This window comes from Butyricicoccus pullicaecorum (assembly GCF_002160355.1).
In the GTDB taxonomy this organism is placed as follows: domain Bacteria; phylum Bacillota; class Clostridia; order Oscillospirales; family Butyricicoccaceae; genus Butyricicoccus; species Butyricicoccus pullicaecorum.
On record NZ_NFKK01000001.1, the window covers coordinates 262,454 to 288,701 of the forward strand.

Genomic DNA, 26,248 nt, shown 5'->3' on the forward strand with positions numbered 1-26,248 from the left:
AACCAAATACCATGCGAGCACTCATTCAGCGTGCAAAAGACGCGTCGGTCACGATTGACGGCGCAGTGCACGGCAGTATTTCGCACGGCCTGCTGATTTTGCTGGGCGTGTGCGAGGGCGACACCGAGGCCGAGGCCGATTATCTGGCTGACAAGTGTGTCGGACTGCGTATCTTTACCGATGAAAACGATAAAATGAACCTTTCCTGTGCCAATGTCGGCGGCGGACTGTTGGTCGTATCCCAGTTTACCCTGTACGGCGACTGCCGCAAGGGCAAGCGCCCGAACTTTATGCGTGCAGCCCGTCCGGAGACCGCGATTCCGCTCTATGAGCGCTTTCTGGAGCGCTGCCGCGCGAGCGGGCTGCCGGTCGAGACCGGCGAGTTCGGCGCAGATATGAAGGTCAGCCTGATCAATGACGGCCCGGTCACTATCTGGATGGATACCGCTGAAATGCGCGGCTGATCGAACACCCCGCGAGCTGGAGGAAAACATGAAGATTTTACAACTGTGTGTCGGCATGGTCGGCACAAATTGCTATATTTTTTACGATGAAAACACCATGGAGGGTGCGGTCGTCGATCCGGGCGATAACGGCCCGGCCATCGTGAACGCTGCCAAGGAACATGGGGTCAAGATCACCTGGGTGCTGCTCACCCACGGTCATTTTGACCATATTCTGGGCGTTAAGGACGTTCTGCGTGAGACCGGCGCTAAGCTTGCCATCCATGAGGATGACCTGTGGATGCTCACCCCGGAGGCGCTGTCCGCCTCGCTGCGCCGCTTTGGCCTGCCCAGCACTGCATACGAGGGAATCAAACCGGACATCTTAGCCAAGGAGGGCACCCAGATTCAGGTGGGCGGCCTGACCGTCACCTGGCTGCACACGCCCGGTCATACCCCAGGTTCCAGCTGCCTGCGCGTCGGTGACGTGCTGTTTACCGGCGACACCCTGTTCCGCCACGAGTGCGGACGCTGTGACCTTGAGGGCGGTGACTTTTCGCTCATGCTCAAGTCGCTCAAGCGTCTGCATGACCTGCCCGGTGACATGCATGTGCTGCCCGGACACGAGGGCGCTTCCACGCTGGAAGAAGAACGCCGCATGAACCCGTATATGCGTCAGGCGGTCGGCAAATGAATTACACGCTGATCGGACATGACCTCATACACGCCGCTGAGGAGATGCTTTTTCAGCTGCTCCCGGCGGCGCTGTTACGCCGTCAGGAGGATGACGGCACGGACGATTTCTGCTGCTCGGCGCTGACCGAGCGGGACGGCGTGATGACCGTGCAGACAGAGACCCGGCTGGCAGGCGTGACGCGCACGAGCACGCGCACGGCTGAGAGCACTGGCTTGGACGAGATGGCGCGTAAGCGTGCGCTGTCCGAGATCGTCAAGCTGGGCATTTACGACACGGTCGCACCCGGCTTGCAGACACCGCCCGACTGGGGCGCATTGACCGGTGTACGACCGGCTAAGCTGGTGCGCTCGCTGCTGCACCGCGGCATGACCCGCGGACAGGTCGCAGAGCAGTTCCGTGACCGCTATTTTGTCTCGCCTGCGCGTACTGCACTGGCGGTACGCTGTGCCGCGTATGCCGAACAGGCGCTGGACGGACTGGGAGAGGACGAGGTCTCGCTCTATCTGGGCATTCCGTTCTGTCCGTCGCGCTGTGCCTATTGCTCGTTCGTGTCCAGCTCGATCGAAAAGTCTGCCGGACTGATCGAACCCTATGTCGATGCGCTGTGCGCCGACGTACAGGGCACCGGTGCGCTGCTGCGTGAGATGGGCAAGAAGGTCACCTCGATTTATATTGGCGGCGGCACGCCCACCACGCTGTCGGCCGACCAGCTGGCGCGTCTGATGGACGTGACAGCAAAAGCAATGGATTTTTCCGCGCTGCGTGAATATACTGTGGAAGCAGGACGTCCGGATACCATCACCCCGGAAAAGCTGCACGCCATCCGTGCAGGCGGTGCAGATCGCGTGTCCATCAATCCCCAGACCATGAACGACGAAGTGCTTGCACGCATTGGCCGCAGACACTCGGCGGACGATGTGGTGCGCGCCTATGAGCAGGCGAGAAGTGCTGGTTTCCGGGTCATCAATATGGATACGATTGCCGGACTGGACGGCGACACACCCGAGAGCTTTGCTGAGACCATCACCAAACTGATCGCGCTCGACCCGGAGAACATCACTGTGCATACTTTGGCAATCAAGCGCGGCGCAGACCTGTCCGACCGGGCAGGCAATGCCGCACAGCATGACGCAGTGCGCCAGATGCTGGACTTTGCCATGGAGCACCTGCCGCGTGCAGGATACGGCCCGTACTACCTCTACCGCCAAAAGTTTTCGGCTGGTGGATTTGAGAACGTGGGCTGGTGCAAGCCGGACACCGAGAGCTTTTACAACATTGCGATGATGGAAGAAATCCAGACCATCCTGTCCTGCGGCGCAGGCGGGGTATCCAAGCGCGTAGACCGGGACACCGGACGCATCACACGATTTACACCGCCCAAGTATCCGCGGGAATATCTGGAAGCCGGTGAGCGCATCCAAGCCGGAAAACGCCGGTTACTCCGCGAAAGTGAGGACTAACACATGCTGAAAACCTACGACCTCGCGACGCTGAATGCCCGCGCAAAGAACGACCCCAAGGGATTCATCGAGGAGAGCGAAGCCGCGTACTTAAAGCAGATCGACGACACCGCCGAGCTGCTCGGGGAACGGCTGGCCGATCGTCCCATTTTGCTGCTCAACGGCCCGTCGTCGGCTGGCAAGACTACGACCGCTGACCGTCTGTGCCGTGCGATTGAGCGCCGGGGCATTCGCAGCCAGCGCATTTCCATGGACGATTATTACCTCAGCCGTGACAGCTATTCCATGCCCTACGACGAGGAAAACGACGTGGTTGACCTGGAATCGCCGCTGTGCATGGATTTGCAGCTTCTGAGCGATCATCTGCACCGACTGGCCAAGGGTGAGGAAATCCTCGTCCCGGCATTTGACTTTGTAACCGGACGGCAGACATTGAACGTAACGCCCATGCGCCTTTCCAAGGACGAAATCGTCATCATTGAGGGCATTCATTCGCTCAATGATGTTATTACGGGCGGTCTGGAAGAGCAGTCGAGCTGCGTGTACCTGTCGATTGAAGCACAGGTGCAGGACGGACAGGGCGGACGGTTTACGCCCGAGGTGCTGCGCTTTGCACGCCGTGCGCTGCGCGACGCACATTTCCGCAGTGCATCGGTGGTCGAGACCATCAGACAGTGGCTGTCCATCCGTCGCGGCGAGCGGCTGTATATCGCACCTTACCGCCATCATGCCGAGTTCACCATCGACACTTATCTGCCCTATGAGAGCAATATCCTGTATCCTGCACTGCGGGAGACCTTGACCGAACATCTCGATGCATTGGAAAAGGCCGACCTGCGCGAAGCATACCGCGCGGCAACGCTGTTTGAACCGATCGATTACCTGCCGTACATCCCGGAGGCATCGGTGCTGCACGAGTTTATCGGATAAATCAAACGGGTATCCCGATGGGGTGCCATGGCCTGAGACGGGCCGAAAGGGCCCTGCGAAAGGAGAAGTCAAAAATGGATCATAACGTTTCGATGCTGCTTGAAAAAATCAAGGTTGTCGCCGAACAGACACGCACGGGTGCAGTTAAGGCTGCCGATCGTGCAGGCAAGAAAGCGGGAGAGATGGCACAGGCAACCCGCCTGAATTTGCAGATCTTTGACCGCACGACCGAGTGTGAAGTGCTGTACAAGGAGATCGGCAAGGTCATCTATGATATCCATCAGGGTGCAGAGACCGACGAGGACGTGATCGAGCGCAAGCTGGCACAGCTCGATGTGCTTCAGACTGAGATCGGTGAGCTGCGCGACGAGCTCGGTGCGCTCAAGACCGTATGTACCTGCGCGCGCTGCGGCCGTCAGTGCAGCCGGGACGATGCTTACTGCGCAGGCTGCGGCAGTCCGCTGTAAGCCCGGAAACCAGAAAATCGTAACAGAAAGGGCGTGCAACATTGCCGCAGCAAAACAATAAAAAGCAAACATTTTTACAGGGTGCCATTATCCTGATCGTGGCCAACATGCTGGTCAAGGTGATCGGTGCGCTGTTTAAGATCCCCTTACAGCATCTGCTGTTGGACGAGGGCATGGGCGTTTTCAACGTCGCCTATCAGTTCTACACCGCGATGTTCGTTATCTCGACAGCCGGCGTACCGGTCGCGCTGTCCAAGATGATTTCCGAGTCCTATACCCTCGGACGCAATCGCGAGATTCGTTCGGTCGTTCGTATCGCCGGACTGGTCTTTATCACGCTGGGTGCGCTGTGTTCGGCGTTCCTGTTCTTCGGTGCGTCGTGGCTGGGTGACCTCATCAAAAACCCGGCTGCCGTTCTGTCTATGAAGGCGGTCGCACCGTCGGTATTCTTTGTCGCCTGCATCTCGGTCGTGCGCGGCTACTATCAGGGCAAGTCCAACATGCTGCCCACTGCGATGAGCCAGCTGGTCGAGGCGCTGGGCAAGCTGTTCCTGGGTCTGGGCTTTGCCGCCGTCGGCATGTTCCGCAATCTGCCGGTCGAGGTGTGCACGGCACTGGCCATTCTGGGTATCACCATCGGTGAGGCCGTGGCTGCGGTCGGTATCTGGGTCTATTACATGCGTGACCCGGCGCGTCATGCGCGTTCGACCAGCCGGGAATGCCGCTCGACCGGTCAGCTGGTGCATGGCCTGCTGTGGCTGGTCATCCCGATCACGCTGACAAACTCGGTCACCAGCCTGACCACGCTGGTCGATACCACTATGGTCGTATCCCGTCTGCAATCGATCGGATACAGCTTGTCCGAGTCCAATGAGCTGTTTGGTATGTACAATACCAAGGCCTTTACCATGTACAATCTGCCGCAGACGCTGATTGCGGCGCTTGCGATCTCCATCGTTCCGGCAATCGCCAGCGCGATGGCAAAGCATGATAAGGAACTGACCTCGAAGAATCTGGGCTCTGCGATGCGTATTTCTATGCTGATCGCGCTGCCTGCCGCTACGGGCTACTTTGTCCTGTCTGAACCGATCATCCGGATGCTGTTCAAGGGTGAACCGGAGGTTGGTGCGGCTTGTCTGCGTGTGCTGTGCTTCGCGATTCCCTTTGTCGCACTGGTCAGCCTGACCAACGCAGTCTTGCAGGCCGCAGGCCGTGTCCGTGTGCCGGTCATCTCCATGCTGCTCGGCGGTGTGATCAAGGTCGTAGTCAACTATACGCTGGTTGGTATGCCGCAGATCAACATCTACGGTGCACCGTTCGGTACGGTCGTATGCTACACCTTTATCACCATCGTAAACCTGGTCATTCTGCGCAAGTATGTCCGCCTGCCCGGTATCGGCAAGCTGTTCGTGCGTCCGATGGCGGCATGCCTGGGCATGGGTGCAGGCGCATACATTACTTATCGTCTGGTGTCCAGCGTGCTCGGCAACGCGGTCGGCGTTGTTCTGGCCATCTGCGTGGCGGCTGCGATTTACGTCGTGCTGCTGCTGGCGCTGCATGCGCTCGAGAGAGATGACATCATGATGATGCCCAAGGGCGACAAGCTGGTGAAGCTGCTGCGCCTGAAGTAAAAATTACCGGTCTTTGCCCGGAAAAGAAGGAAAACAATCATGGTAGATTTTACATTCAAAGAAAAATATACGTATGAAGATCTGCTGGAGATCATGCGCATTCTGCGCTGCCCGGAGGGCTGTGTCTGGGATCGTGAGCAGGATCACAAGTCCATTCGGCGCAGCTTCATCGAGGAGACCTACGAGGCAGTCGAAGCCATCGACAACGATGACCCGGTACTGCTTCAGGAGGAACTGGGCGACGTGCTGCTGCAAGTTGTGTTCCATGCGCAGATCGAGGCCGAGGCTGGACGGTTCACCATGGACGATGTGGCCGACGGCATTTGCAAAAAGATGATCTATCGTCATCCGCATGTGTTCGGCTCGGTCGAGGTTAAGAACTCGGACGAAGTTCTGACCAACTGGGATGCTCTCAAGCAGAAGGAGAAACACCAGAAATCCACCACCGAGACGCTGGAGAGCGTCGCACGCAGCCTGCCCGGCCTGATTCGCGCCGAGAAGGTACAGCACAAGGCGGCAAAGGTCGGATTTGACTGGGACGAGGTTTCGGGTGCACTGGACAAGGTGCGCGAGGAGACCGCAGAGGTCGCACGTGCCATCGATGGAGACGGCGACCCGTCCGAGGAGCTGGGTGACCTGCTGTTCGCGGTGGTCAACGTCGCACGCTTCCTCAAGACCGATCCCGAGGATGCCATCAACCGCACGACCGATAAGTTTATCCGTCGGTTTGCGCAGGTCGAGCAGGCAGCCAAGGATGCAGGCCGCAGCCTGTCCGAGATGAGCCTTGCCGAAATGGACGCGCTCTGGAACGCTGCCAAGCAGAAGGAGCACGAATGAACAAAGCAGAATTTATCGCGCAGGTCGCACAGCGCAGCGGAATGACCAAGAAAGACGCGGAAAAGGCAGCCGATGCGGTGTTTGAAACCATCGCTTCGGTGCTCGAAACCGGGGACAAGCTGAATCTGCCCGGCTTCGGTGCCTTTGAGACACGCATCCGTCCGCCGCGCACCTGCCGCAATATCCACACCGGCGCACCGATCGAGGTCGCAGAGGCCAGAGTGCCGGTGTTTAAACCTGCAAAGACACTCAAGGAGAGAGTAGACCAATGCGTTTAGACAAATTTTTAAAGGTTTCTCGCCTGATTAAGCGCCGCACCGTGGCAAATGATGCCTGTGACGGTGAGCGCATCGTAGTCAATGGCCGTCAGGCCAAGGCCTCGTATCAGGTCAAGGTCGGGGACGTCATCGAGATCGCCTTCGGTCAGCGTACCATGAAGGTTGAGGTGCTCGATGTTGCCGAACACGTCCGTAAGGACGACGCGGCAGCCCTGTACCGCGAGATTCTTTAATCCACCACCGCACCCAATATTGAAAGTTTCGCCAGCCTTTTCAAAGGCTGCGGGTTCGTAGGGCAGAGCCCTGCGTCGCATCCCGCAGGATGCGAAATTCCCCATGGATTCCCGGTGTCCGCCCCGGGAATCCACCAAAACTTACACCCCCAAAGCCATACCGCTTACCGGTATGGCTTTTTGTTTTGTGACATACCCCAAGCCCCACCCGCATAGAGTGAAAACAAAAGGAGGAATGCCGGAATGCCGAACGAAGAACGCAATTTATCCCACGGCTTGACCCTGACCGGACGGCAGGCACTGTCGGTGACCGGGGTGACCGACGTGTCAGCCTTTGACGAGGCCGAAATCGCGATGGAAACCAGTCAGGGCACCCTGACCGTGCGCGGTGAGCACCTGCATGTGGAAAAGCTGTCGCTCGACCGCGGAGAATTGACCCTGACCGGAGAAATCCAGTCACTTGACTATGACGATACACCCGCAGCTCGCGGCGGACTGCTGAGCCGCCTGTTCGGATGATCGCGCTCTATCAGCCGCTCAGCAGCCTCACTTTGTGTTTCTTTCAGGCGGTACTGCTGGGCGCAGTTCTGGGACTGGTGTATGACCTGCTGCACACGGCGGAAACCTGCCCGATCTGGCAAACCGCCTTGCGCGACGCACTATTCTGGCTGATTACGCTGGGTGCATATTTCGTGTTCACCGTCACACTGAGCGGGGGACAGGTGCGCGGCTTTGTCCTGATTGGTATGTTAGCTGGCGCCGTCGGCGCACATGTTCTGCTCGGAGGCATCGTGCGTACAGTCACCCGCATGGTATGCACCCTCCTGCGCCGTCTTGCCCGCGGCATCGTCCGTCTCATACGGATTTTCATCCGTCCTGTCTGCTCACTCGGACGATTGGTACAAAAAAACTTAGAAAAAATCGCAAAAAAGACTTCCATTTCTGACAAAAAGAAGCTATAATTACAACGTATATCGTTGTTTGTGTGTATCGAGTCCGAGGAGGGGAGTACCGTGCAGCAAAAAAAGAGCAGACGGAAACCGCCTTCGGAAGAGCAGGCAAAAAAGCGCAACCGCGTCATTTGGCGCATCGCACTGGTCTGTCTGGCATTCTATGGCGTCATCTCCATCGTACAGATGCAGGGCCGCATCCGGGCAAAACAGGATGAGGTCGCACAGATGGAAACGCGCATTGCGCAGCAGCAGGAAGAAAACGATGCTTTGCGCAAACAGGTGGAAGAAGGTCTGACCGATGAGCAGATCGCGGCGATGGCTCGCGAACAGGGCTACATCATGCCTTCGGAACGCGTGTTTGCCGATTCTTCCAGCAAATAATGGTGTAATCCAAACGCAGGATATTGCGTAATTTTTAACACGGAGGACAAGACAAGAGGGTATGGGTTTGGTCGTAGGAGCAGTTCTGGAAGGAAAAGTCACCGGCATTACCGGCTTCGGTGCATTTGTTTCCCTGCCGGAAGGAAAGTCCGGAATGGTACACATTTCGGAGGTGGCGAATTCTTTTGTCAGCGACATTAAGGAATTCATCAAGGAAGGCGATACCGTTCGCGTCAAGGTGATTGGTATTGACGATGCGGGTCGTATTAACCTGTCCATCAAGCGTGCGCAGGAAAATCCGGCGCAGCGTGAGCAGCAGTCTGCACCGCGCTCCGGCGGTTTTGAGCGCCGTGCGCCCCGTCCGCGTCAGGGTCAGTTCCAGGGCGGCCGCCCCCAGCAGGGCAAGCAGCCGCGTGACCCGGCAAGCCTGACTTTTGAGGATAAGCTCAAGATGTTCATGGCTGACAGCGAGAGCCGCATGGCGGATATTCGTCATAATACCGACCGCAAGAGCGGTTCGCGCCGACGTAAATGACCGCGAACCCCCTGTTTTTTGTGTGCCAGGGCTGCCGTGCCCTGGCATTTTTTAATTGATCCCCAAAATGGCAAAAAAATTGCGCCCTCCGACAGAGGACGCACATGTTTAGGATTGTGGGGATAAAGATATGAACGGTGCACGGTGATCTTTCCGATCACCGATATTATGATAACACCGTCAAAAAGTCTTGTCAACAATGAAAAAAGTCGATTTATGAAAGGTTTTGCATGAAAAAAGTTTTAATTTATAACGCACACCTGATGCCCATGACCGACGCTGCAATCGCCTGCGGTTTTCTTGCCGCAGAGGACGGCAAGATCGCGTCTCTCGGCGAGATGTCCGACTGCCCGGCGCAGGACGGCTTTGATGTCTGCGTGGACGCGGCAGGCGGCTATCTCATGCCCGGTCTGATTGATGCCCACACCCACCTCGGTCTGTACGAGGACGGTCTGGGCTTTGAGGGTGCGGACGGCAACGAGGACACCGACCCGGCAACCCCGCAGATGCGTGTCATCGACGGCATCAACCCGATGGAGCGCTCGTTTGAGGAGGCCAGAGCGGCTGGTGTGACCTGCTGTGCGGTCAGTCCTGGATCGGCAAATCCCATGGGCGGTCAGATCGCGGTCATCAAGACCAGCGGTCACTGGATCGATCGCATGATCGTCCAGCAGCCCGCGGCGATCAAGTGCGCACTGGGCGAGAATCCCAAGGCGGTCTATCACGATAAGGACGAGACCCCGGTCACGCGCATGGCGACCGCAGCCATCCTGCGCGAGACACTCAAAAAAGCGCAGGAATACGACGAGCGCTGCCGCCGTGCGCAGGAAGACCCCGACGAGGACGCACCCGATTACGAAATCAAGTACGACGCACTGCTGCCGCTGCTGCACGGTGAGATTCCGGCGCACATCCATGCGCACCGCGCCGACGACATTTTCACCGGTCTGCGCATCTGCAAAGAGTTTGGCATCCGTCCGGTCATCGTGCACGGTACCGAGGGTCACAAGATTGCCGAAGATCTGGCCGAACTGGGTGTACCCGTGCTGAGCGGCCCGTTCCTGACCGACCGTTCTAAGCCCGAACTGCGTGACCTGACCGAGCGTTCGCCCGGTCTGCTGTCGGCAGCCGGGGTCAAGGTCGCCATCACGACCGACCACCCCGAAACTCCGGTCAAGTACCTGCGCCGCTGCGCGGCAGTGGCAGCCGAGCAGGGCATGGATGAGACCGAAGCGCTGCGCGCCATCACCTGCTATCCGGCTGAGATTCTCGGTCTGTCCGATCGCATTGGTGCGCTCAAAGTGGGATTGGACGCCGATCTGGCGCTCTTTTCCGATCACCCGTTTGCATTCCGCTCACACACGGTGCTGACCGTATGCGGCGGCAACATTGTCTTTGAGGCTGAGCGGTAACTATTTTCACAGGGAGGAATATCGAAATGAGAGAAGTGCATGTTTCTGAGGTGACGGCGCTGGTACGCCGCCTGTGCATGGAGGCCAATTACCATCTGCCGGAGGATATCCAGCAGTCGTTTGTCCGCGGCAAGGAGGCCGAGCAGTCGCCGCTCGGCAAGACCATCTTTGACGAGATGATCCGAAACTGCCGTCTGGCCTGCGATCAGGAAGTCCCGATCTGTCAGGACACCGGAACCGCGGTGATCTTCGCCTCGGTCGGTCAGGACGTGCACCTCGTGGGCGGTGCATTTGAGGACGCAGTCAACGAAGGCGTGCGCCAGGGCTACACCGACGGCTACCTGCGCAAGTCCATCGTGTCCGACCCGCTGCGCCGCGTCAATACCAACGACAACACCCCGGCTGTGCTGCATACCCGTCTGGTACCGGGCGAGGAAATCGAGATCATTGTCGCACCCAAGGGCGGCGGAAGCGAGAACATGAGCGCACTCAAGATGTTCACGCCGGCTGCAACCCGTGACCAGATCGTCGCTTACATCGCGGATACCGTCATCGCAGCCGGTTCCAATCCCTGCCCACCGGTCATCATTGGCGTTGGCCTGGGCGGTACGGCAGACAAGGCCAGCGAGCTGGCAAAAAAGGCACTGCTGCGCCCGGTCGACGTGCACAGCGCGGACGAATTTTACGCAGAGATGGAGCGCGACATTCTGGAGCGCGTTAACAAGTCGGGTGTCGGCCCGCAGGGATTGGGCGGAACGGTCACCGCGCTGGCCTGCGCCATCGAGCCCTATCCGACCCACATCGCAAGCCTGCCGTGCGCCATTTCCATCGGCTGCCACATCACCCGACACGCGGCAGGACGTATCTGAAACAACGGTGTCCTTCTGATGACGGAAATATGAATTTTATATAAACTTCCTAAAAACTCTTGTAATTCGATAGGGGGCGCAGTATAATATGTACAAGCAATTCCCCTTGAGATTGCACAAGAATTTGGGGCATCACAGCCCTGATAGGAGATGATGTTATGAAGTTCACCATCGTCGAAAGGAAAACGAAAATTTCCGATGATCTGCGCAATTATGCGATGAAAAAGGTCGAGAAGCTCGATCGCTATTTCAGCACGGATTCTTCTTCGGTATTGACTTTTTCCGAGCTGAAGGGTCGCCAGACCGTTGAGCTGACCGTAAAACAGGGCGCTCTGGTCGTCCGTGCTGAGGAGACCACGACCGACATGTTTGCGTCGGTGGACGGCGCGATCAATCGCATCGAGCGTCAGATCCGCAAAAATAAAACGCGTCTGGAAAAGAGACTGCGTCAGGGCGCTTTTGAAAAGGCTGCGGCACATGCAGCTGAGATGGAAGAGCCGTTTGAGGTCGTTCGCCGCAAGCACTTTGATGTCGAGGCAATGAGCGTAGAAGAGGCGATCCTGCAGATGAACCTGCTCGATCACCAGTTCTTCTTCTTTAAGAATGCAGACGAGGGCGGCGGCTATGCGGTGCTGTATAAGCGCGCAAACGGCGGTTATGGCCTGATTGAAGGCGATTAAAGGCGTTGTTTGTCATCCCCTTGTTACTTGTAAGGTGATTTAAAGCGTGCTATAATAACGGGCGAACGGAAGTATTTTCCGTTCGCCCGATCTTTTTCTGGATTCACCGATTTTATATCGTATTATCGAATTAGAAATAAAAGGAGAGAAGTATTATGCTGGAAACCGCAGCTTTACTGCTGGCACTGAGCGTCGGCACCAATGCGGCACCTGCACCTCCGGTCGATTCTCAGACCGCGATCGTGGAGCAGGCGCAGCAGTTTACCCAGGAGTTTGTCCCCTATGTACCGCCGGTTGTGGAGCCCGATCCCGAACCGCCCAAGGAAGAAAAGCCGACCCAGCCGCAGAAACCCACCGAGACCAAGCCGTGGGTCAACCCGTACGGCCAGACGCTGGGCACCTGCACCACCAAGTTTGCCCGCAGCAATACCAATCGAAACACCAACATCCAGCTGGCGACCAAGGCCTGCAACGGTTACGTCATTCAGCCCGGTGCGACCTTCTCGTTTAACACGGTTGTCGGACAGCGTACCAAGGCACGCGGTTACAAGGAGGCCGGTGTTTACGTCAACGGCCAGACCGATACTGGTGTTGGCGGCGGTATCTGCCAGGTATCGTCGACCCTGTTTAACGCAGCGCTCGAGTCTAACATGACCATTGTTGCCCGTCGTGCACACAGCCTGCCGGTCAGCTATCTGCCGCGCGGACGCGATGCGACGGTCTCTTGGGGCGGCCCCGAGTTCAAGTTCAAGAACCCCTATGATTACCCGGTCATGATCGGTACATACTACGATAAGAGCGGTAAGCTGACTATGTCCATTCTGGGACCGGCAGACGCCAAGATCGCAAAGCCGACCATCAAGGTCACAGAGAAAAACGGTGTCTACACCCTGACCCGTACGGTAAACGGTAAGGTCAACTACACCACGACCAGTACCTACGGTTCCCACTGAGTACATGAGAAAACGCGGCCTCACGGCCGCGTTTTTCGTCAGTTTTTACTTTCCATCAGGTACTCGACACATCTGCGCATATCCTGTTCGGTGTGAAAGACGACACCGGACTGCATGATGTTTTCCTGCACGTTTTTGGGCAGGCTGCGGAAGTACCGTCCCAGGTCACTGCCCAGTGCTCCGTATCCAATTCGCATAGAACCATCACCTCTGTCATCCAGTATTTCCGCCTTATGCCCAAAGCATACGCGCCGGTGCGCTGAAATTTGTGACAGAAGTCAGTACAAGCAACCGGAACCTTTGTGATATAATAGAACAACAGAAAAATAGATGAGATCAGAACAAAGATAGGAGATATGCATGGGACTTTGTGATATACAGGACATCAAAACGATTTTAGCCCGTCACGGCTTTCGCTTTTCCAAATCGCTCGGACAGAACTTCCTGACCGAGCAGTGGGTACCCGAGCGCATCGCGGCTGAGTGCGGTGTGGATGAAAACAGCTGTGCGGTGGAAGTCGGCCCGGGTATGGGCTGCCTGACCGTCGAGCTGTCTAAGCGTGCTGAGAAGGTCGCGGCGATTGAAATTGACCGCGCGCTGTTCCCGGTACTCGGGGAGACGCTCGCGGACTGTGATAACGTCGAGGTGGTACAGGGCGACGTGCTCAAGACCGACCTCAAGGCACTGTGCGAGGAGAAGTTCCCGGGAAAGACCGTCTATGCCTGCGCAAACCTGCCGTATTATATCACCAGTCCGGCCATCTCGGCGCTGCTCGACAGCGGCGCGTTTGCCGGAATCACGGTCATGGTACAGAAGGAAGTGGCCGAGCGCATCTGTGCACCGGCAGGAACCGGGGATTCCTCGGCGTTTTCCATCTACATTCAGTACCACGCGCGCGCAGAGTACCTTTTTGACGTGCCGCGCGACTGCTTTGTTCCGCAGCCCAAGGTAGACTCGGCAGTCATTCGCCTGACGCCGCTGGCTCAGCCTGCCGTACAGGTGGAAAACGAGAAACTGTTTTTTGATTTGGTGCGTGCGGCCTTTGGTCAGCGCCGCAAGACGCTGGTCAACGCGATGGGTACGGTATTCGGCGGTAAGTTTGACAAGGAACAGCTGACCGAGATGGTGACCTATTGCGGACTGGATGCGCGTGTACGCGGCGAGCGTCTGTCGCTCGAGGACTACGCCCGTCTGACCAGCGCAGCCTGTGCACTCATGCGTGCCAAGGGTATGTGCTAAATCCCGAGCAGGAGCAGGACACCGATGATAATGAGCAGGTCGGTGTCCAGCGCTTTGCCGTCAGACAACAGAAACCAGATGACCGCGATGGCGACCAGGGTGTCGGCGTCCAGTTTGGCACCGCCCAGCCGATCGGTCAGCAGCTGCATGAGCCCGCCGCCGGAAGACAGACCGGAGGCGGGTGTTGTTTGTTCCCGCATGGGTTCGGAGAACTCATCGGGCGCGGCCTGCTGCAAATATTCATTATACATGGCGCGTGTCCTCATCGGGCGAGCCTAAGACGGCGGTTGCCATGTAGGCCAGCGAGACCAGACGCATGCCGCGGTCGATCTGCGAACGGATGGGCGCGCCGACGAAGGGTTTGACCGCGTTGAGCAGCGCACGCTTCTGCGGTGTGACCGCGGTCTGACCGCGCTGGGCGATGCGTCCGAGGACGGGCATGGCGCGGCGCATAAGATCGGCGGACGGGTCATAGGCATCGTTTGCCGAGGCCGACATCGACGGGGAAGCGGAGGGCATCCCGGACGGTTCGGACATCGGCGGCATGGCGGGCGGATCGGAACCGCCCAGCAGAGCACTCGCGGCCGATAAGGCCTGCTCGAGCGCGTGCGGATCGTTCAGCAGAGCGGATAGCATGTCACTTTCGGCCATTGCGAAACCTCCTTTTGGTTACTGCCCGAGCATGGAACGCAGGCGATTGGCGAGTGCGGCGCCCTCGGGTGAGCGCAGGACTTCCTGTATGGCCTGCCGTGCAGCGGCCTGATCGCCGCGTCCTGCCGCCTGTGCCGCCTGGGTGATGCGTCCGGCGGTCTGCGGGCTGACGCTCTGCGCGAGCGATTTGCCCTGTTCGGTCTGCAAAAACTGGGTCAAAGCGGCCAAACGCGGGTCGTTTGCCTGTAAATTGAGCTGATTTAAGATCTGTTCCAGATTGTTCATGTCATGTGCCTCCCTGCGCAAATTCTTTGCTTCAGTCTATGCGCCTGTGAGGCAAAATGTGCACGGGGTACTTTACAGAGACAAAAAATTCGTGTATAGTGTAGCGTAGATTCCAAGGGGATTTTTTCCGACAGACAGGAGGCGGTGCGCAGTGAAAATAGTGGTGATTTCCGATTCTCACGGACGAATGCTGGACGTGTACGACGCGGCTGAGCGCGAGTGCCCGGACGCGGTCATCCATTTGGGAGATTGTTACGAGGATGCCTGTGAACTGCGGCACAGCTATCCCGATTTGCCGGTCTATGCCGTGCTGGGCAATAATGACTGGGGCGCAGATGTACCGCTGCAGTCGGTTGTTACCTTGGAAGGTGTGCGAATTTATCTGACCCATGGCCATCGCGATGGCGCCTGCTTCTCGTCTCCGGGCAATGTACCGGCGCACGCTGCCGAGCAGGATTGTCAGCTGGCCCTGTTTGGTCATACCCATATCGTTTACCATGCGAAGCACGGAACGGTTGAGGTGCTCAATCCTGGCTCGATCAGCCTGCCGCGCCGCGGGGTTGCCTCGTATGCGGTGCTGACGCTGAACGAGGGTCGTGTGGACTGTATTACGCTGCATGACACCCAGGGTGGTCTTTGGGATCCGGAAAAAAAGAAGCAAAAAAAGTGGGGATGGTTCTAAAACATGCTGTTAGCCATTGACGTAGGCAATACCAATATGGTGTTCGGCCTATTTGAGGGAGAGGAACTGCGCGGTTCCTTCCGTATTTCGACCAATGCCTCGTCTACTTCGGACGAGATTGGTATGATGATTCTGCAATATTATCACTTTAAGGGCTATAAGCCCGAGGACACCACCGCGGTCATCATCGCGTCGGTTGTGCCGCCGGTGATGTACTCGCTGACCAATGCGATTCGCAAGTATTTTTCGCTCAAGCCCATGATCGTCGGCACCGATGTGCCCACGGGTATCGTAAACCATTACGCCAACCCGCGTGAAGTCGGTGTGGATCGACTGGTCAATGCGGTGTCTGCTATCGAGAAGTACGGAACGCCGCTGATCATCGTGGACATCGGCACGGCGATTACCTTTGACTGCATCGACAAGGACGGCGCATATCTGGGCGGTGCCATCTTCCCGGGTATCAAGATCGCGATGGAAGCGCTGTTTATGAAGGCATCCAAGCTGCCGCGCGTCGATATCGCACGCACCGAGAAGGCCATCGGCCGCACGACCGTGCAGTCCATGCAGTCGGGTGCGGTACGTGGCTATGTGGGTGCGCTGACCGGTATCATTCTGGACATGCAGAAGGAACTCGAGGGAGACGCACGCGTGGTTGCAACCGGCGGTATGGGTCGCATGATGGCTGAGCACTGCGGCCTGATCGACGACGTTGACCCCAATCTGACTATGGATGGTCTGCGCCGCATCTATGAGAACAACCGCGAGGTCTTCAAAAACCGTCGGATCGCGGAGAACGGTGCGGTAGAAGCGACCGAAGAGGGCTGATCGTTTTTTCGCAAAAGATACTTTTTGATACACAAAGCCCGGCGCATGCTGGGCTTTTGGTTCCTGTATACAAGTTTCAGAAAATTATTTTGAGCAGATTGACCAAAGCGCAAGCGATGGAACATCCAGTGTAAAATAGATGAATCTTCAACTATATTGTGATATTGATGGAAATTTATTGTAAAATACGGGTTACTTTTGTGATCTCTTACTTTGACTTTTTCAAATTCAAGTGCTAAGATGTACGAGGTAGAAAAAAAGTCTTTGACAGATAGGAGAAATGAAAATGAGCCCCAATGAAATTATTTCCATTGTGATCTTCCTTTTGGTCATGGTCGCGATTGTTTCGGAGAAGGTTCATCGCGCGGCGGCATCGCTTGCGGGCGCAGTCATCCTACTGGTCACCCACGTATTGACGGTTGACAGTGCGATTGAGCACGTGGACGTCAACACCATCGGTGTGCTGGTCGGTATGATGCTCTTTGTAGCCGTCGTCAAGAACTCAGGATTGTTTGAATACATTGCGATCAAGTCTGCCAAGCTGACCCACGGTAAGCCGTGGGCGATCATGGCAGTATTCACCATCATTACGGCTGTGCTGTCGGCCTTCCTGGATAACGTTACCACCGTTCTTCTGGTCGGCCCGATGACGTTGGCAATTACCTCGATTTTGAAAGTCAACCCGGTGCCCTTCCTGCTGACCCAGATCTTAGCCAGCAACATGGGCGGTACGGCGACCCTCATCGGTGACCCTCCGAACATTATGATCGGTTCGGAAGCAGGTCTGGGCTTTGCCGATTTTATTCTGAACACGGCTCCGGCCGTTGTCATCATCATGGCAGCTTCGTTGCTGTGCTTCTACCTGATGTTTGGCCGCAAGCTCAAGGTGTCGGATGACGCCATGCAGGCGGTTATGGAGCTGGATGAAAACCGTGCCATCAAGGACAAATCGCTGCTCATCAAGAGCGTTGTCATGATCGGTCTGGTTGTCATCGGCTTTATGTTCCACTCCTCGCTGGGTATGGAATCGTGCACCATTGCACTGCTGGCCGCAGTGATCATGATGATCGTTGGCAAGCAGGACGTTGAAGACGTCATCATGGGTGTCGAGTGGTCGACCATCCTGTTTTTCATCGGTCTGTTTGTTGTCGTCGGCGGTATGGAAGAAACCGGCGTTATTGATCAGCTGGCAACGCTGCTGATTGGTATGACGGGCGGCAATATGGTGCTGACCATGCTCATTATCCTGTGGGTTTCCGCGATCGTATCGTCCTTCCTGGACAACATTCCGTTCGTTGCAACCCTTATTCCTATGATTTTAGCAATCCAGGCCGAGAGCGGCATGGATGTGACTCCGCTTTGGTGGGCTCTGTCGCTTGGCGCATGCCTCGGCGGCAACGGTACGCTCATCGGCGCCTCCGCAAACGTCGTTCTGTCTGGTATTTCCAACAAGAATGGATACCCCATCACCTTCATGAGCTATCTGAAGGTTGGCTTCCCGATGATGATTCTGTCGGTTGCCATTTCCATGGTGTATCTGCTGCTCCGTTTTGCATAAGTATGGCTGCGGCCATCTGAGAAGGAGGAAAATGTATGAATGAGAACACGGTGACTGGTGATATTATTGCGCTGAAGCTGCGTCAGCTCCAGACCAAGGATATCCGAATGATTCGCAGCAACATGTACTTTGTGGACTTTGAACTGGATGACGGTACCAAGGTGTCGTACGTGTTCAACATTACCAAGGGTGACAAGTTCTTCTTGCAGCGTATGCGTCCCTATGCGATCGTACACGGCAAGTTTGGCACCGCGGACGAAATTGTAGACTTCATCCGCAAGGACATCGCGATGTTCCGCAACGCGGTTAAGAGTTCGAACTTCCCGGCATTCGTTAAGACGTTCCAGGCGGGCAGCGAGGTATCCCGTCAGATCGAGCGCCTGTTCCTGACGCACAATACCGATCCGCAGAAGCTGGAAGAGATTTACGATGTCCTGCAGGTCATCATCGCCCGCATCTCAGACCTCAACGAGTCCTCTGAGCGCATTGAGATCAAGTAAAAAAACATCGAGAAAAGCACAGCCGCATGGCTGTGCTTTTTGATTGGCGGAAAAGTAAGCGGGAATGCATGAAATCGAGCGAAAAACATGGTCGAATATACGCGGAGGAAGTCGTCTAATGTCCGTGTGAGATGCACAATATATGGTATAGTATTTCGCGGACACACCGATGCCTTGTATATGTACAGAAGAAACGAGAAAATGGAATCGGGGAAATTCCCAAAAATAATGCAGCTGTATGGTTGGGAAACGTATAAAGTGACAAAAATAACCGAATAACACGAATCATAGTTGCATTTTCTAGGAAATATGCAATAATCATTATATGAGTTGAATTCGGTCGGCATGTCGCCGATTTCTACTATTCTTAGCTGTTTTGAGGAGGAAGTTGTATGGTGATGCAGGACGCAATGAACTTGGTCGGCAAATTCGATCCTGAAGTAGGTGCGATGATTCGAAAAGAGTACGACCGTCAGGTGCGTAATATTGAGCTCATCGCTTCGGAAAATATCGTCAGCGAAGCAGTTCTGGCTGCAATGGGTTCGGTTCTGACCAATAAGTACGCAGAGGGTTATCCGGCAAAGCGCTACTACGGTGGCTGTGAGTGCGTTGATGAGGTAGAAAACCTGGCGATCGCACGTGTATGCAAGCTGTTTGGGGCACAGTTTGCCAATGTACAGCCGCATTCTGGTGCACAGGCAAATATGGCAGTCTATCAGGCACTGTGCAAGCCGGGCGATGTCGTTCTGGGCATGAGCCTGGACAACGGCGGTCACCTGACCCACGGTTCTCCGGTCAATCAGTCCGGTATTCTCTACAACATCATTCCTTACGGCGTTGATGACGACGGCCGCATCGATTACGAGGGCGTGCGCAAGCTGGCTGAGGAGCACAAGCCCCGCATGATTATCGCAGGCGCTTCTGCATATCCGCGTGCTATCGATTTCGAGAAGTTCGCTGAGATCGCACACAGCGTCGGCGCTTACCTCTTTGTCGATATGGCACATATCGCTGGTCTGGTTGCTGCTGGTCTGCACCAGAATCCGGTACCGTACGCCGATGTCGTCACCACCACGACGCACAAGACTCTGCGCGGTCCGCGCGGCGGCGTTATCCTCACCAACAACGAGGAGATCGCAAAGAAGATCAACAAGGCAATCTTCCCGGGCACCCAGGGCGGCCCGCTCATGCACATCATCGCAGCAAAGGCTGTCTGCTTCGGTGAGGCACTCAAGCCCGAGTTCAAGGCATACCAGACCCGCGTCGTAAACAATGCGCGTGCACTGGCTGAGGCGCTGCAGAAGCAGGGCTTTGATCTGGTATCGGGCGGCACCGACAACCACCTTGCACTGATCGATCTGCGCAAGGCAGGCGTGACCGGTAAGGAGCTCCAGCGCCGTCTGGATGAAGTCTATATCACCGCCAACAAGAATGCCATTCCGAACGATCCCGAAGGTCCGTTTGTTACCTCCGGTATGCGTGTTGGTACTCCGGCTGTTACCACGCGCGGCTTTGGCGAGCCCGAAATGGTACGCATTGCACAGTTTATCTGGCAGGCAGCAACCGATTTTGACGCAAAGGCTGACGAGATCCGCCGCAGCGTTTGTGAGATGGTTGCACAGTTCCCGATCTACGGTGCATAAGTTTTGCTGAAATACAAAGAGTCCCTGTCCAAAGTGCGGATAGGGACTCTTTTTGTGTCAAAATGTAACCATATGGTTTGAAACCGGAGGAGAGAAACACCATGGTACAGCGAAGGATGCCCTGGGATATGGTGGAAAATTTGTTGTTTTTGGCACAATCGTGTAAAAAATGGGGAAGTATTGGTGTTTTAGACAAAAGGTATTGCGCAGGTTCGGATATGGTAGTAAACTATGACTAAAGGCAGTCCCAGGACTGTCGTGGTATGAGAAAGTATAAATATTGAGGTGTTTGAAATGTCTATGGAATTGAAACTGACTGGTATTGACGCATTTGTTCGTCCGTGGGAAGTCGAGTGCCTGGCACCGCTGATGGATACCTGCACGGAAATGCTCGAGAGCAAGACCGCAGCCGGTAATGATTTCCTCGGATGGGTCGATCTGCCCAACGATTACGACAAGGAAGAGTTTGCCCGCATCCAGAAGGCTGCCAAGAAGATTCAGCAGTCGAGCGAGGTTCTGGTCGTTATCGGTATCGGCGGTTCCTACCTCGGCGCACGCGCTGCCATTGAGTTCATCAACGGCCAGCAGTACAACGGCGTTCGTCCGGAAGGTATCCCGGAAATCTACTTCGTGGGCAACAACATTTCGTCGAGCTATCTGTCCAACATCATTAAGATCATCGGCGACCGTGACTTCTCGGTCAATGTAATTTCCAAGTCCGGTAAGACCACCGAGCCTGCAATCGCATTCCGCATCTTCAAGAAGCTGGTAGAAGATAAGTACGGCAAGGAAGGCGCAAAGGATCGCATCTATGCAACCACCGATAAGGCAAAGGGTGCGCTCAAGGGTCTGGCAGACGCTGAGGGCTATGAGTCCTTCGTGGTACCGGATGATGTCGGCGGCCGTTTCTCTGTCCTGACCGCTGTTGGCCTGCTGCCGATGGCTGTTGCTGGTCTGGATCTGGAAGCTGTTATGAAGGGTGCACAGGACGCACTGGCTGACTTCAAGAAGAAGGACAACATTTGTGCAAAGTACGCAGCTCTGCGCAACATCCTGTACCGCAAGGGCAAGCAGACCGAGATTCTGGTTAACTACGAACCCTCTCTGGTTATGCTGGGCGAGTGGTTCAAGCAGCTGTTTGCAGAGTCTGAGGGTAAGGACCACAAGGGTATTTTCCCGGTATCGGCAAACTTCTCCACCGACCTGCACTCGATCGGTCAGTTCATTCAGGACGGTACCCGCAATCTGTTCGAGACCGTTGTATGGGTACGTGAGCAGAAGGAAGATCTGTTCATCGAGGCTGATCCGGACGATCTGGACGGTCTGAACTACCTGGCTGGCAAGAGCATGCAGTTTGTTAACTCCAAGGCATACGCTGGCACGCTGCTGGCACACTGCGACGGCGGCACCCCCAACATCGTGCTCGAGATCGATCGCAACGATGAGTACCACCTCGGCTACCTGATCTACTTCTTCGAGAAGGCATGTGGTCTGTCCGGTTACCTGCTGGGCATCAATCCGTTCGATCAGCCGGGCGTTGAGGCATACAAGAAGAATATGTTCGCGCTGCTCGGTAAGCCCGGATTTGAGAAGGAAAAGGAAGCTCTGGAAGCTAGACTGTAAGGCACGGAAATCAGGCGGGAGCGCAAGAGGCGTTCCCGCCTTGCTGTTTTTTCGGGAAGGAGGCGTAAGAATATGAGTAACCATGAAATTCGGTGTAAGGCATGGCGGCTGTATCGTGAGAATGTGGTGGGACTGTTGATTCTCGCGCTGGGTTACACAACCCTGCAAAGTATCATCCAATTTGTCTGGGAACAGGTCTTGGGATGGAATCAAGGATTGTTTGTTCTGGTGGCTTGGCTGCTGCTGTCGCCGCTGACGCTGGGCGCGGTGCTGTGCCTGACCCATCTGTGGAGAACCGAGACCAAGCCCAATTATGCGGATTTGACAGCGTTTTACCGGTCGCTGGAAGGATGGGGCGGTGCGATCGTACTTTACCTCATTCAGGGCGCCATGATCATTCTGCCTCTTTTGATTCCGCTGCTCATGTCCATGTCGCTGACGATCGTATTATTTTATAGCGGTCTGATCGTGTTGGTGATGGTGATCGGTTTTGTCGTCATTGCCTGGCTGCTTCTGCGCGTCTATATGTGCGAAGTTCTGTTTGTCAGCGAAGAGGCTATGAGCGCGACAGAGGCGATTCGGGATTCCTTTTCCCGTATGTCTGGTCAGGTCGGCAATCTGCTGTGTATGCTGATCGTCGTGGGCATTCCGAATGCGGTCATCGGCCTTATGATCGCTGCGGCACAGCCGGTCAGCACGGGTGTTTTGGCTGCGCAATTGGTATTTGAAGTACTCTATGCGCCGTTTCCGCTGATGGCCGGAATTGGCTGGATTGTCGAGCGGCTCAATGATGAGGAGCAGCCCGAGGAAGTATCCGGCCCGCCCTCGAATCCGCTGCTGCGCGATATCGCAAACGATCTGGGAAAGAGCGGGCATCAGCCCGGAATGCAGGATAAAAGCTAATCATTTTTCTTGCAAACAGCACCCTTCGGCAGTATAATGGAAAAGGCATCCTGCCAGGGAGAGAGGAAGATTATGCTCATCGCGCTGGATATTGGAAATAACCATGTCACCATCGGTGGTTTTGACGGGGACGACATCCGTTTTGTCGCCTCGATCGCAACCGACCGCAAACAGACCGGAGAGGAGTACGCCTGTACGCTCAAAAATGTGCTGGCGCTCCATCACGCGGACAGCCTGCCTGTCACAGGTGCGGCTATCTGCTCGGTTGTACCCGGCATGGCGCATACCATGGCGCGTGCATTGCGCTTTCTGACCGACGGACCGGTACTGGTCGTCGGCACCGGCGTCAAAACCGGACTCAATCTCAAGATCGCGGAACCGCGCTCTCTGGGCACCGACCGCGTGGCAACCGCCGTACATGCAAGTCATACCTATCCCATGCCGTGCGTGGTGGTGGATCTGGGAACGGCGACGACGTTCACCGCACTCGACCACACCGGAGCACTGGTAGGCTCGGCCATCGCGCCGGGTGTGCAGCTGTCACTGACTGCGCTCAATGAGCACACCGCGCAGCTGCCAACCGTGGGACTGGACGACGTACCGCAGAACGTGCTCGGACGGAACACCGCCGAGGCACTGTGCATCGGTGCGGTGTACGGAACAGCGGCGATGATCGAGGGCATGACCGAGCGATACGCGGCAGCACTGGGCGGTACGCCGACCGTGGTGCTGACCGGCGGTATGGCCGAGGTGGTGCGTCCTTATCTGCGCATTCCCACCATTCATGCGCCCACGCTTGCACTCTGGGGATTGGCCGACATCTGGCGGCGAAATCACGGCAGGGAAGCCAAGTAAAAAATTTGCGCTGTACCCGAAAACGGGACGGCAGCAGGAGGTTTTATCATCATGCAAAAGAAAACGAACGTGCGTCTGCTGACGCAAATGGCGCTGCTGACCGCGCTCATGCTGGTCATGGCATTCACGCCGCTGGGTTATATCCCGCTGCCCTTTATGAATGCGACGACCATGCACATCCCGGTCATCATCGGTGCGTGCCTGCTTGGCCCCAAGATGGGCGGCGTGCTGGGCGGCCTGTTCGGTATCACAAGTGTTGTGCGTGCGACGATCTCGCCCAACCTGACTTCTTTCGTTTTTACCCCGTTTTATAGCTTCAGCCCGGAATTCCACGGCAGCTGGACCAGCCTGATCGTTGCGATCGTACCGCGTATCCTGATCGGTGTGTGCGCTGGCCTGGTATTCATGGCACTGAAAAAGCTCATTCATAACGAGACCATTTCGCTGGCAGTATCCGGCTTTGTCGGATCGATGGTCAACACCATTGGCGTTATGGGTCTGATTTATCTGCTCTTCGGCGAGCAGTATGCCGCAGCCGGCGGCACCGATCCGAGCCTGCTGCTCGGCGTCATCATGGGCGTTGTCGGACTCAACGGTGTGCCCGAGGCAATCATTGCAGCCGTTCTGACTGCCGCTGTCAGCAAGGCAGTTCTGGCTGTTGGCAGACAGGCAAGCCGCGCATAACAACATGGAATAGAAAAAACTGGTCGGCAAGCGCCGGCCAGTTGCTTTATGACAAGAAAATAAGGAGGCTTGACAGATGGAAGAGATCGGCATTCTGGAAGTAGGCGGATTTCAGATTGGACAGGCGCAGGATATGGAGGCAGCGACCGGCATCACCGTACTGCTGTGCGACACCTGCGCACCGACCGGCGTGGATATCCGCGGCGGCGGCCCGGCTTCGCGTGAGACACCGCTGCTCGATCCGCGTGCGGCATCGACCGGCATTCATGCACTGGTGCTCTCGGGTGGTTCGGCGTTCGCACTGGACGCGGCAGGCGGTGTCATGCGCTATTTGGAAGAGCGAGACATTGGTTTTGACGTGGGCGTGACCCGTGTCCCGCTGGTTTGCCAGTCGTGCGTGTTCGATCTGGCGATTGGACGCAAGGACGTGCGCCCGGACGCTGCAATGGCCTATCAGGCATGTTTAAATGCACGGCGTGACACGGTTGAGGAAGGCTGCGTGGGAGCTGGTACGGGCTGCACGGTGGGCAAGTGCGGCGGCGCGGACTTTGCGATGAAGAGCGGTCTGGGTACCTATGCGGTACGCAACGGTGATTTGTGCGTGGGCGCGATTGTCGCGGTCAATGCGATGGGCGATATCTACGATATCGACACTGGAAAGCAGCTTGCCGGTCTGCGCGGCGAAGATGGAACCGGTCTGCGCTCGAGCGAGGAATTCATTTACGCGATGGAGGCGCAGAAGGCAGCCGGCTATGCAGCCAACACGACCATCGGCGCAATTGTGACCAATGCGGCGTTTGACAAGTCCAAGATGGGCAAGATCGCAGCCATGGCGCACAACGGTTTTGCGCGTACCATTCGCCCGGTACACACCTCGAACGATGGCGACTCGATCTATGCGCTGTCGCTCGGCATGGTAGAGGCAAACATTGATGTCGTGGGCACGCTGGCTTCTTACGTCATGGGTAAGGCAGTCGGACGCGCGGTGCGCGCGGCGCACGGCATGTGCGGTTTCCCGGCGATGCGTGACTTGGGACTCGTATAAGAGAAAAAGCTCTCTCGGAGATCATCCGAGGGAGCTTTTTGTTCATGCATCGGGGAAAAAGATGCGCATGTCGTCCGGCAGTGGAGCGGTGAAGTGCAGCGGCTGACCGGTCACCGGCTGACGCAGCCAGAGCGCACCGGCGTGCAGGGCGTGGCGCTGGATGCGCGAAAAATCCGGATGATAGAGAAAGTCACCGGGCAAAGGATAGCCCAGATGGGCGAAGTGTACGCGAATCTGATGGGTGCGTCCGGTGTCCAGCCATACCCGCGCCAGCGAGTACCCGTCCCGATAGGCGAGGCGCACGAAGTGCGTGACCGCATGATCGCCGTCCGGTCGCACCTCGCGGCGAATAACCGAGCCATCTGCACGGCCAATCGGCGCGTCGATCGTGCCCTCGTCGGGCAGCATGCCGGTGCACACCGCCAGATAGTCATGGTGCATGACCTTTTGCGCGGCTTGGGTGGTCAAAAGACCGGCAGACAGCGCATTTTTAGCCAGAACGATCAGCCCGGAAGTGTTTTTGTCCAGTCTGCCGATGGCGCGAAAGACAAAGGGCTCTTTGCGTGTGGTGTACAGCGCGGCCAGACCGTTTGCGACCGTGTTTTCCCGATTTTGCGGGGAGGGATGGACGGCCAGACCGGCCGGTTTGTTGACGACAAACAGGTCGTCGTCCTCATAAACGATGTCGAGCGCAATGTCTGCCTGTGGGATGGTGTCACTGCGGTCGGTCTCGGGCAGACACAGACGCAGTTTGCCTTCCGGCGGCAGGCGGTCGATCGTGCGCACCGGTTTTCCGTTCAGTGTCAGGCCGTTCGGCGTGTTTTTGAGGTCGACCAGAACCCGGTGGGACACGCCCTGCCGGCGCAGAAATCGCTCGACCGTCGTGCCTGCGCAGCTTTGGCTGCATTCATAAAATACGATTCTTTCCATATCTATACATCTTACAAGATTTCTAATTGTATCGCAAGCACAAAACGACTATAATAAGGATAG

33 protein-coding genes are annotated in these 26,248 nt (G+C 56.4%); 28 read left to right on the top strand and 5 right to left on the bottom strand.

The window, feature by feature from the left end:
* Positions 1-11 precede the first annotated feature (11 nt).
* The 17 genes from dtd (at position 12) to B5F17_RS01345 (ending at position 12,759) form a co-directional block, all read left to right on the top strand.
* Entirely contained in the window at positions 12-464 is a 453-nt protein-coding gene (gene dtd, locus B5F17_RS01265; protein ID WP_016148146.1) for a D-aminoacyl-tRNA deacylase, read from the top strand.
* Between the two features lie 28 nt (positions 465-492).
* On the top strand, positions 493-1,137 hold the full coding sequence (locus B5F17_RS01270; RefSeq protein WP_016148145.1) for an MBL fold metallo-hydrolase: 645 nt from the start codon (positions 493-495) through the stop codon (positions 1,135-1,137).
* A complete protein-coding gene (gene hemZ / locus B5F17_RS01275) occupies positions 1,134-2,600 on the top strand; it encodes a coproporphyrinogen dehydrogenase HemZ (RefSeq protein ID WP_016148144.1) in 1,467 nt (488 codons plus the stop codon). Before B5F17_RS01270 ends, hemZ begins: the two co-directional genes overlap by 4 nt.
* Before the next feature lie 3 nt (positions 2,601-2,603).
* The gene (locus B5F17_RS01280; RefSeq protein WP_016148143.1) at positions 2,604-3,530 is read left to right on the top strand and encodes a uridine kinase family protein; all 927 of its coding nucleotides are present in this window, start codon (positions 2,604-2,606) and stop codon (positions 3,528-3,530) included.
* Between the two features lie 74 nt (positions 3,531-3,604).
* Positions 3,605-3,997, top strand: a complete 393-nt coding sequence (locus B5F17_RS01285; protein WP_087369994.1) for a hypothetical protein — start codon at positions 3,605-3,607, stop codon at positions 3,995-3,997.
* A gap of 41 nt (positions 3,998-4,038) precedes the next feature.
* Positions 4,039-5,628, top strand: a complete 1,590-nt coding sequence (locus tag B5F17_RS01290; protein WP_087369996.1) for a putative polysaccharide biosynthesis protein — start codon at positions 4,039-4,041, stop codon at positions 5,626-5,628.
* A gap of 39 nt (positions 5,629-5,667) precedes the next feature.
* Complete coding sequence (gene mazG, locus B5F17_RS01295) at positions 5,668-6,465, top strand: nucleoside triphosphate pyrophosphohydrolase (protein WP_087369998.1); 798 nt, start codon at positions 5,668-5,670, stop codon at positions 6,463-6,465.
* The gene (locus B5F17_RS01300) at positions 6,462-6,743 is read left to right on the top strand and encodes an HU family DNA-binding protein (protein WP_016148139.1); all 282 of its coding nucleotides are present in this window, start codon (positions 6,462-6,464) and stop codon (positions 6,741-6,743) included. Before mazG ends, B5F17_RS01300 begins: the two co-directional genes overlap by 4 nt.
* Complete coding sequence (locus B5F17_RS01305; RefSeq protein WP_087370000.1) at positions 6,734-6,976, top strand: RNA-binding S4 domain-containing protein; 243 nt, start codon at positions 6,734-6,736, stop codon at positions 6,974-6,976. Before B5F17_RS01300 ends, B5F17_RS01305 begins: the two co-directional genes overlap by 10 nt.
* 243 nt (positions 6,977-7,219) lie before the next feature.
* The gene (gene yabP / locus B5F17_RS01310) at positions 7,220-7,495 is read left to right on the top strand and encodes a sporulation protein YabP (protein WP_087370002.1); all 276 of its coding nucleotides are present in this window, start codon (positions 7,220-7,222) and stop codon (positions 7,493-7,495) included.
* The gene (gene yabQ / locus B5F17_RS01315; RefSeq protein WP_087370004.1) at positions 7,492-7,938 is read left to right on the top strand and encodes a spore cortex biosynthesis protein YabQ; all 447 of its coding nucleotides are present in this window, start codon (positions 7,492-7,494) and stop codon (positions 7,936-7,938) included. The genes yabP and yabQ overlap by 4 nt, the downstream gene beginning before the upstream one ends.
* Before the next feature lie 51 nt (positions 7,939-7,989).
* A complete protein-coding gene (locus B5F17_RS01320) occupies positions 7,990-8,310 on the top strand; it encodes a septum formation initiator family protein (protein WP_016148135.1) in 321 nt (106 codons plus the stop codon).
* A gap of 61 nt (positions 8,311-8,371) precedes the next feature.
* The gene (locus tag B5F17_RS01325; RefSeq protein ID WP_087370006.1) at positions 8,372-8,845 is read left to right on the top strand and encodes a S1 RNA-binding domain-containing protein; all 474 of its coding nucleotides are present in this window, start codon (positions 8,372-8,374) and stop codon (positions 8,843-8,845) included.
* 230 nt (positions 8,846-9,075) lie between these two features.
* Entirely contained in the window at positions 9,076-10,257 is a 1,182-nt protein-coding gene (locus B5F17_RS01330; protein WP_087370008.1) for an amidohydrolase, read from the top strand.
* 26 nt (positions 10,258-10,283) lie between these two features.
* A complete protein-coding gene (locus B5F17_RS01335) occupies positions 10,284-11,126 on the top strand; it encodes a fumarate hydratase (protein WP_087370010.1) in 843 nt (280 codons plus the stop codon).
* Between the two features lie 158 nt (positions 11,127-11,284).
* Positions 11,285-11,806, top strand: coding sequence for a ribosome hibernation-promoting factor, HPF/YfiA family (hpf, locus tag B5F17_RS01340; protein WP_016148131.1), 522 nt, complete (start codon positions 11,285-11,287; stop codon positions 11,804-11,806).
* A gap of 155 nt (positions 11,807-11,961) precedes the next feature.
* Complete coding sequence (locus B5F17_RS01345) at positions 11,962-12,759, top strand: VanW family protein (protein ID WP_087370012.1); 798 nt, start codon at positions 11,962-11,964, stop codon at positions 12,757-12,759.
* Positions 12,760-12,797: 38 nt separating this feature from the next.
* Here the strand turns inward: B5F17_RS01345 and B5F17_RS14955 are convergent, their stop codons facing one another.
* Positions 12,798-12,956: a hypothetical protein gene (locus tag B5F17_RS14955; protein WP_016148129.1), complete on the bottom strand. Its 159-nt coding sequence runs from the start codon at positions 12,954-12,956 to the stop codon at positions 12,798-12,800.
* A gap of 163 nt (positions 12,957-13,119) precedes the next feature.
* Between B5F17_RS14955 and rsmA the strand changes: the two genes are divergently transcribed.
* Positions 13,120-13,998 (top strand): 16S rRNA (adenine(1518)-N(6)/adenine(1519)-N(6))-dimethyltransferase RsmA, encoded by an 879-nt coding sequence (gene rsmA / locus B5F17_RS01350; RefSeq protein WP_087370014.1) that lies wholly within the window; start codon positions 13,120-13,122, stop codon positions 13,996-13,998.
* Here the strand turns inward: rsmA and B5F17_RS01355 are convergent.
* The 3 genes from B5F17_RS01355 to B5F17_RS01365 are packed head-to-tail and all read right to left on the bottom strand — an operon-like array spanning position 13,995 to position 14,934.
* Entirely contained in the window at positions 13,995-14,249 is a 255-nt protein-coding gene (locus B5F17_RS01355) for a hypothetical protein (protein ID WP_087370016.1), read from the bottom strand. The two genes, rsmA and B5F17_RS01355, sit on opposite strands and share 4 nt — an antisense overlap.
* Positions 14,242-14,649: a hypothetical protein gene (locus B5F17_RS01360; RefSeq protein ID WP_087370018.1), complete on the bottom strand. Its 408-nt coding sequence runs from the start codon at positions 14,647-14,649 to the stop codon at positions 14,242-14,244. The genes B5F17_RS01355 and B5F17_RS01360 overlap by 8 nt, the downstream gene beginning before the upstream one ends.
* A gap of 18 nt (positions 14,650-14,667) precedes the next feature.
* A complete protein-coding gene (locus B5F17_RS01365; protein ID WP_087370020.1) occupies positions 14,668-14,934 on the bottom strand; it encodes a hypothetical protein in 267 nt (88 codons plus the stop codon).
* Positions 14,935-15,085: 151 nt separating this feature from the next.
* On the opposite strand from B5F17_RS01365, the gene B5F17_RS01370 reads away from it, so the two are divergent.
* The 10 genes from B5F17_RS01370 (at position 15,086) to B5F17_RS01415 (ending at position 25,255) form a co-directional block, all read left to right on the top strand.
* Entirely contained in the window at positions 15,086-15,616 is a 531-nt protein-coding gene (locus B5F17_RS01370; protein ID WP_143287645.1) for a metallophosphoesterase family protein, read from the top strand.
* A 3-nt stretch (positions 15,617-15,619) separates the two neighbouring features.
* Positions 15,620-16,444 carry a type III pantothenate kinase gene (locus B5F17_RS01375; protein ID WP_087370024.1) on the top strand — a complete coding sequence of 275 codons (825 nt, stop codon included), beginning with the start codon at positions 15,620-15,622 and terminating at the stop codon, positions 16,442-16,444.
* A gap of 286 nt (positions 16,445-16,730) precedes the next feature.
* On the top strand, positions 16,731-18,002 hold the full coding sequence (locus B5F17_RS01380) for an ArsB/NhaD family transporter (RefSeq protein WP_087370026.1): 1,272 nt from the start codon (positions 16,731-16,733) through the stop codon (positions 18,000-18,002).
* Positions 18,003-18,037: 35 nt separating this feature from the next.
* Positions 18,038-18,502: a hypothetical protein gene (locus tag B5F17_RS01385; RefSeq protein ID WP_087370028.1), complete on the top strand. Its 465-nt coding sequence runs from the start codon at positions 18,038-18,040 to the stop codon at positions 18,500-18,502.
* A gap of 392 nt (positions 18,503-18,894) precedes the next feature.
* Positions 18,895-20,145, top strand: coding sequence for a serine hydroxymethyltransferase (gene glyA, locus B5F17_RS01390; protein ID WP_087370030.1), 1,251 nt, complete (start codon positions 18,895-18,897; stop codon positions 20,143-20,145).
* Positions 20,146-20,439: 294 nt separating this feature from the next.
* Positions 20,440-21,768, top strand: a complete 1,329-nt coding sequence (locus tag B5F17_RS01395) for a glucose-6-phosphate isomerase (RefSeq protein WP_016148119.1) — start codon at positions 20,440-20,442, stop codon at positions 21,766-21,768.
* A 72-nt stretch (positions 21,769-21,840) separates the two neighbouring features.
* Positions 21,841-22,671 (top strand): hypothetical protein, encoded by an 831-nt coding sequence (locus tag B5F17_RS01400; protein WP_087370032.1) that lies wholly within the window; start codon positions 21,841-21,843, stop codon positions 22,669-22,671.
* Between the two features lie 72 nt (positions 22,672-22,743).
* The gene (locus B5F17_RS01405; RefSeq protein ID WP_162608041.1) at positions 22,744-23,526 is read left to right on the top strand and encodes a type III pantothenate kinase; all 783 of its coding nucleotides are present in this window, start codon (positions 22,744-22,746) and stop codon (positions 23,524-23,526) included.
* 51 nt (positions 23,527-23,577) lie between these two features.
* Positions 23,578-24,210, top strand: a complete 633-nt coding sequence (locus B5F17_RS01410; RefSeq protein WP_016148116.1) for an ECF transporter S component — start codon at positions 23,578-23,580, stop codon at positions 24,208-24,210.
* A 76-nt stretch (positions 24,211-24,286) separates the two neighbouring features.
* Complete coding sequence (locus tag B5F17_RS01415; protein ID WP_087370036.1) at positions 24,287-25,255, top strand: P1 family peptidase; 969 nt, start codon at positions 24,287-24,289, stop codon at positions 25,253-25,255.
* Between the two features lie 42 nt (positions 25,256-25,297).
* On the opposite strand, the gene B5F17_RS01420 is transcribed toward B5F17_RS01415, so the two are convergent.
* Positions 25,298-26,185, bottom strand: a complete 888-nt coding sequence (locus tag B5F17_RS01420) for an RluA family pseudouridine synthase (RefSeq protein WP_087370038.1) — start codon at positions 26,183-26,185, stop codon at positions 25,298-25,300.
* Positions 26,186-26,248: the final 63 nt, after the last annotated feature.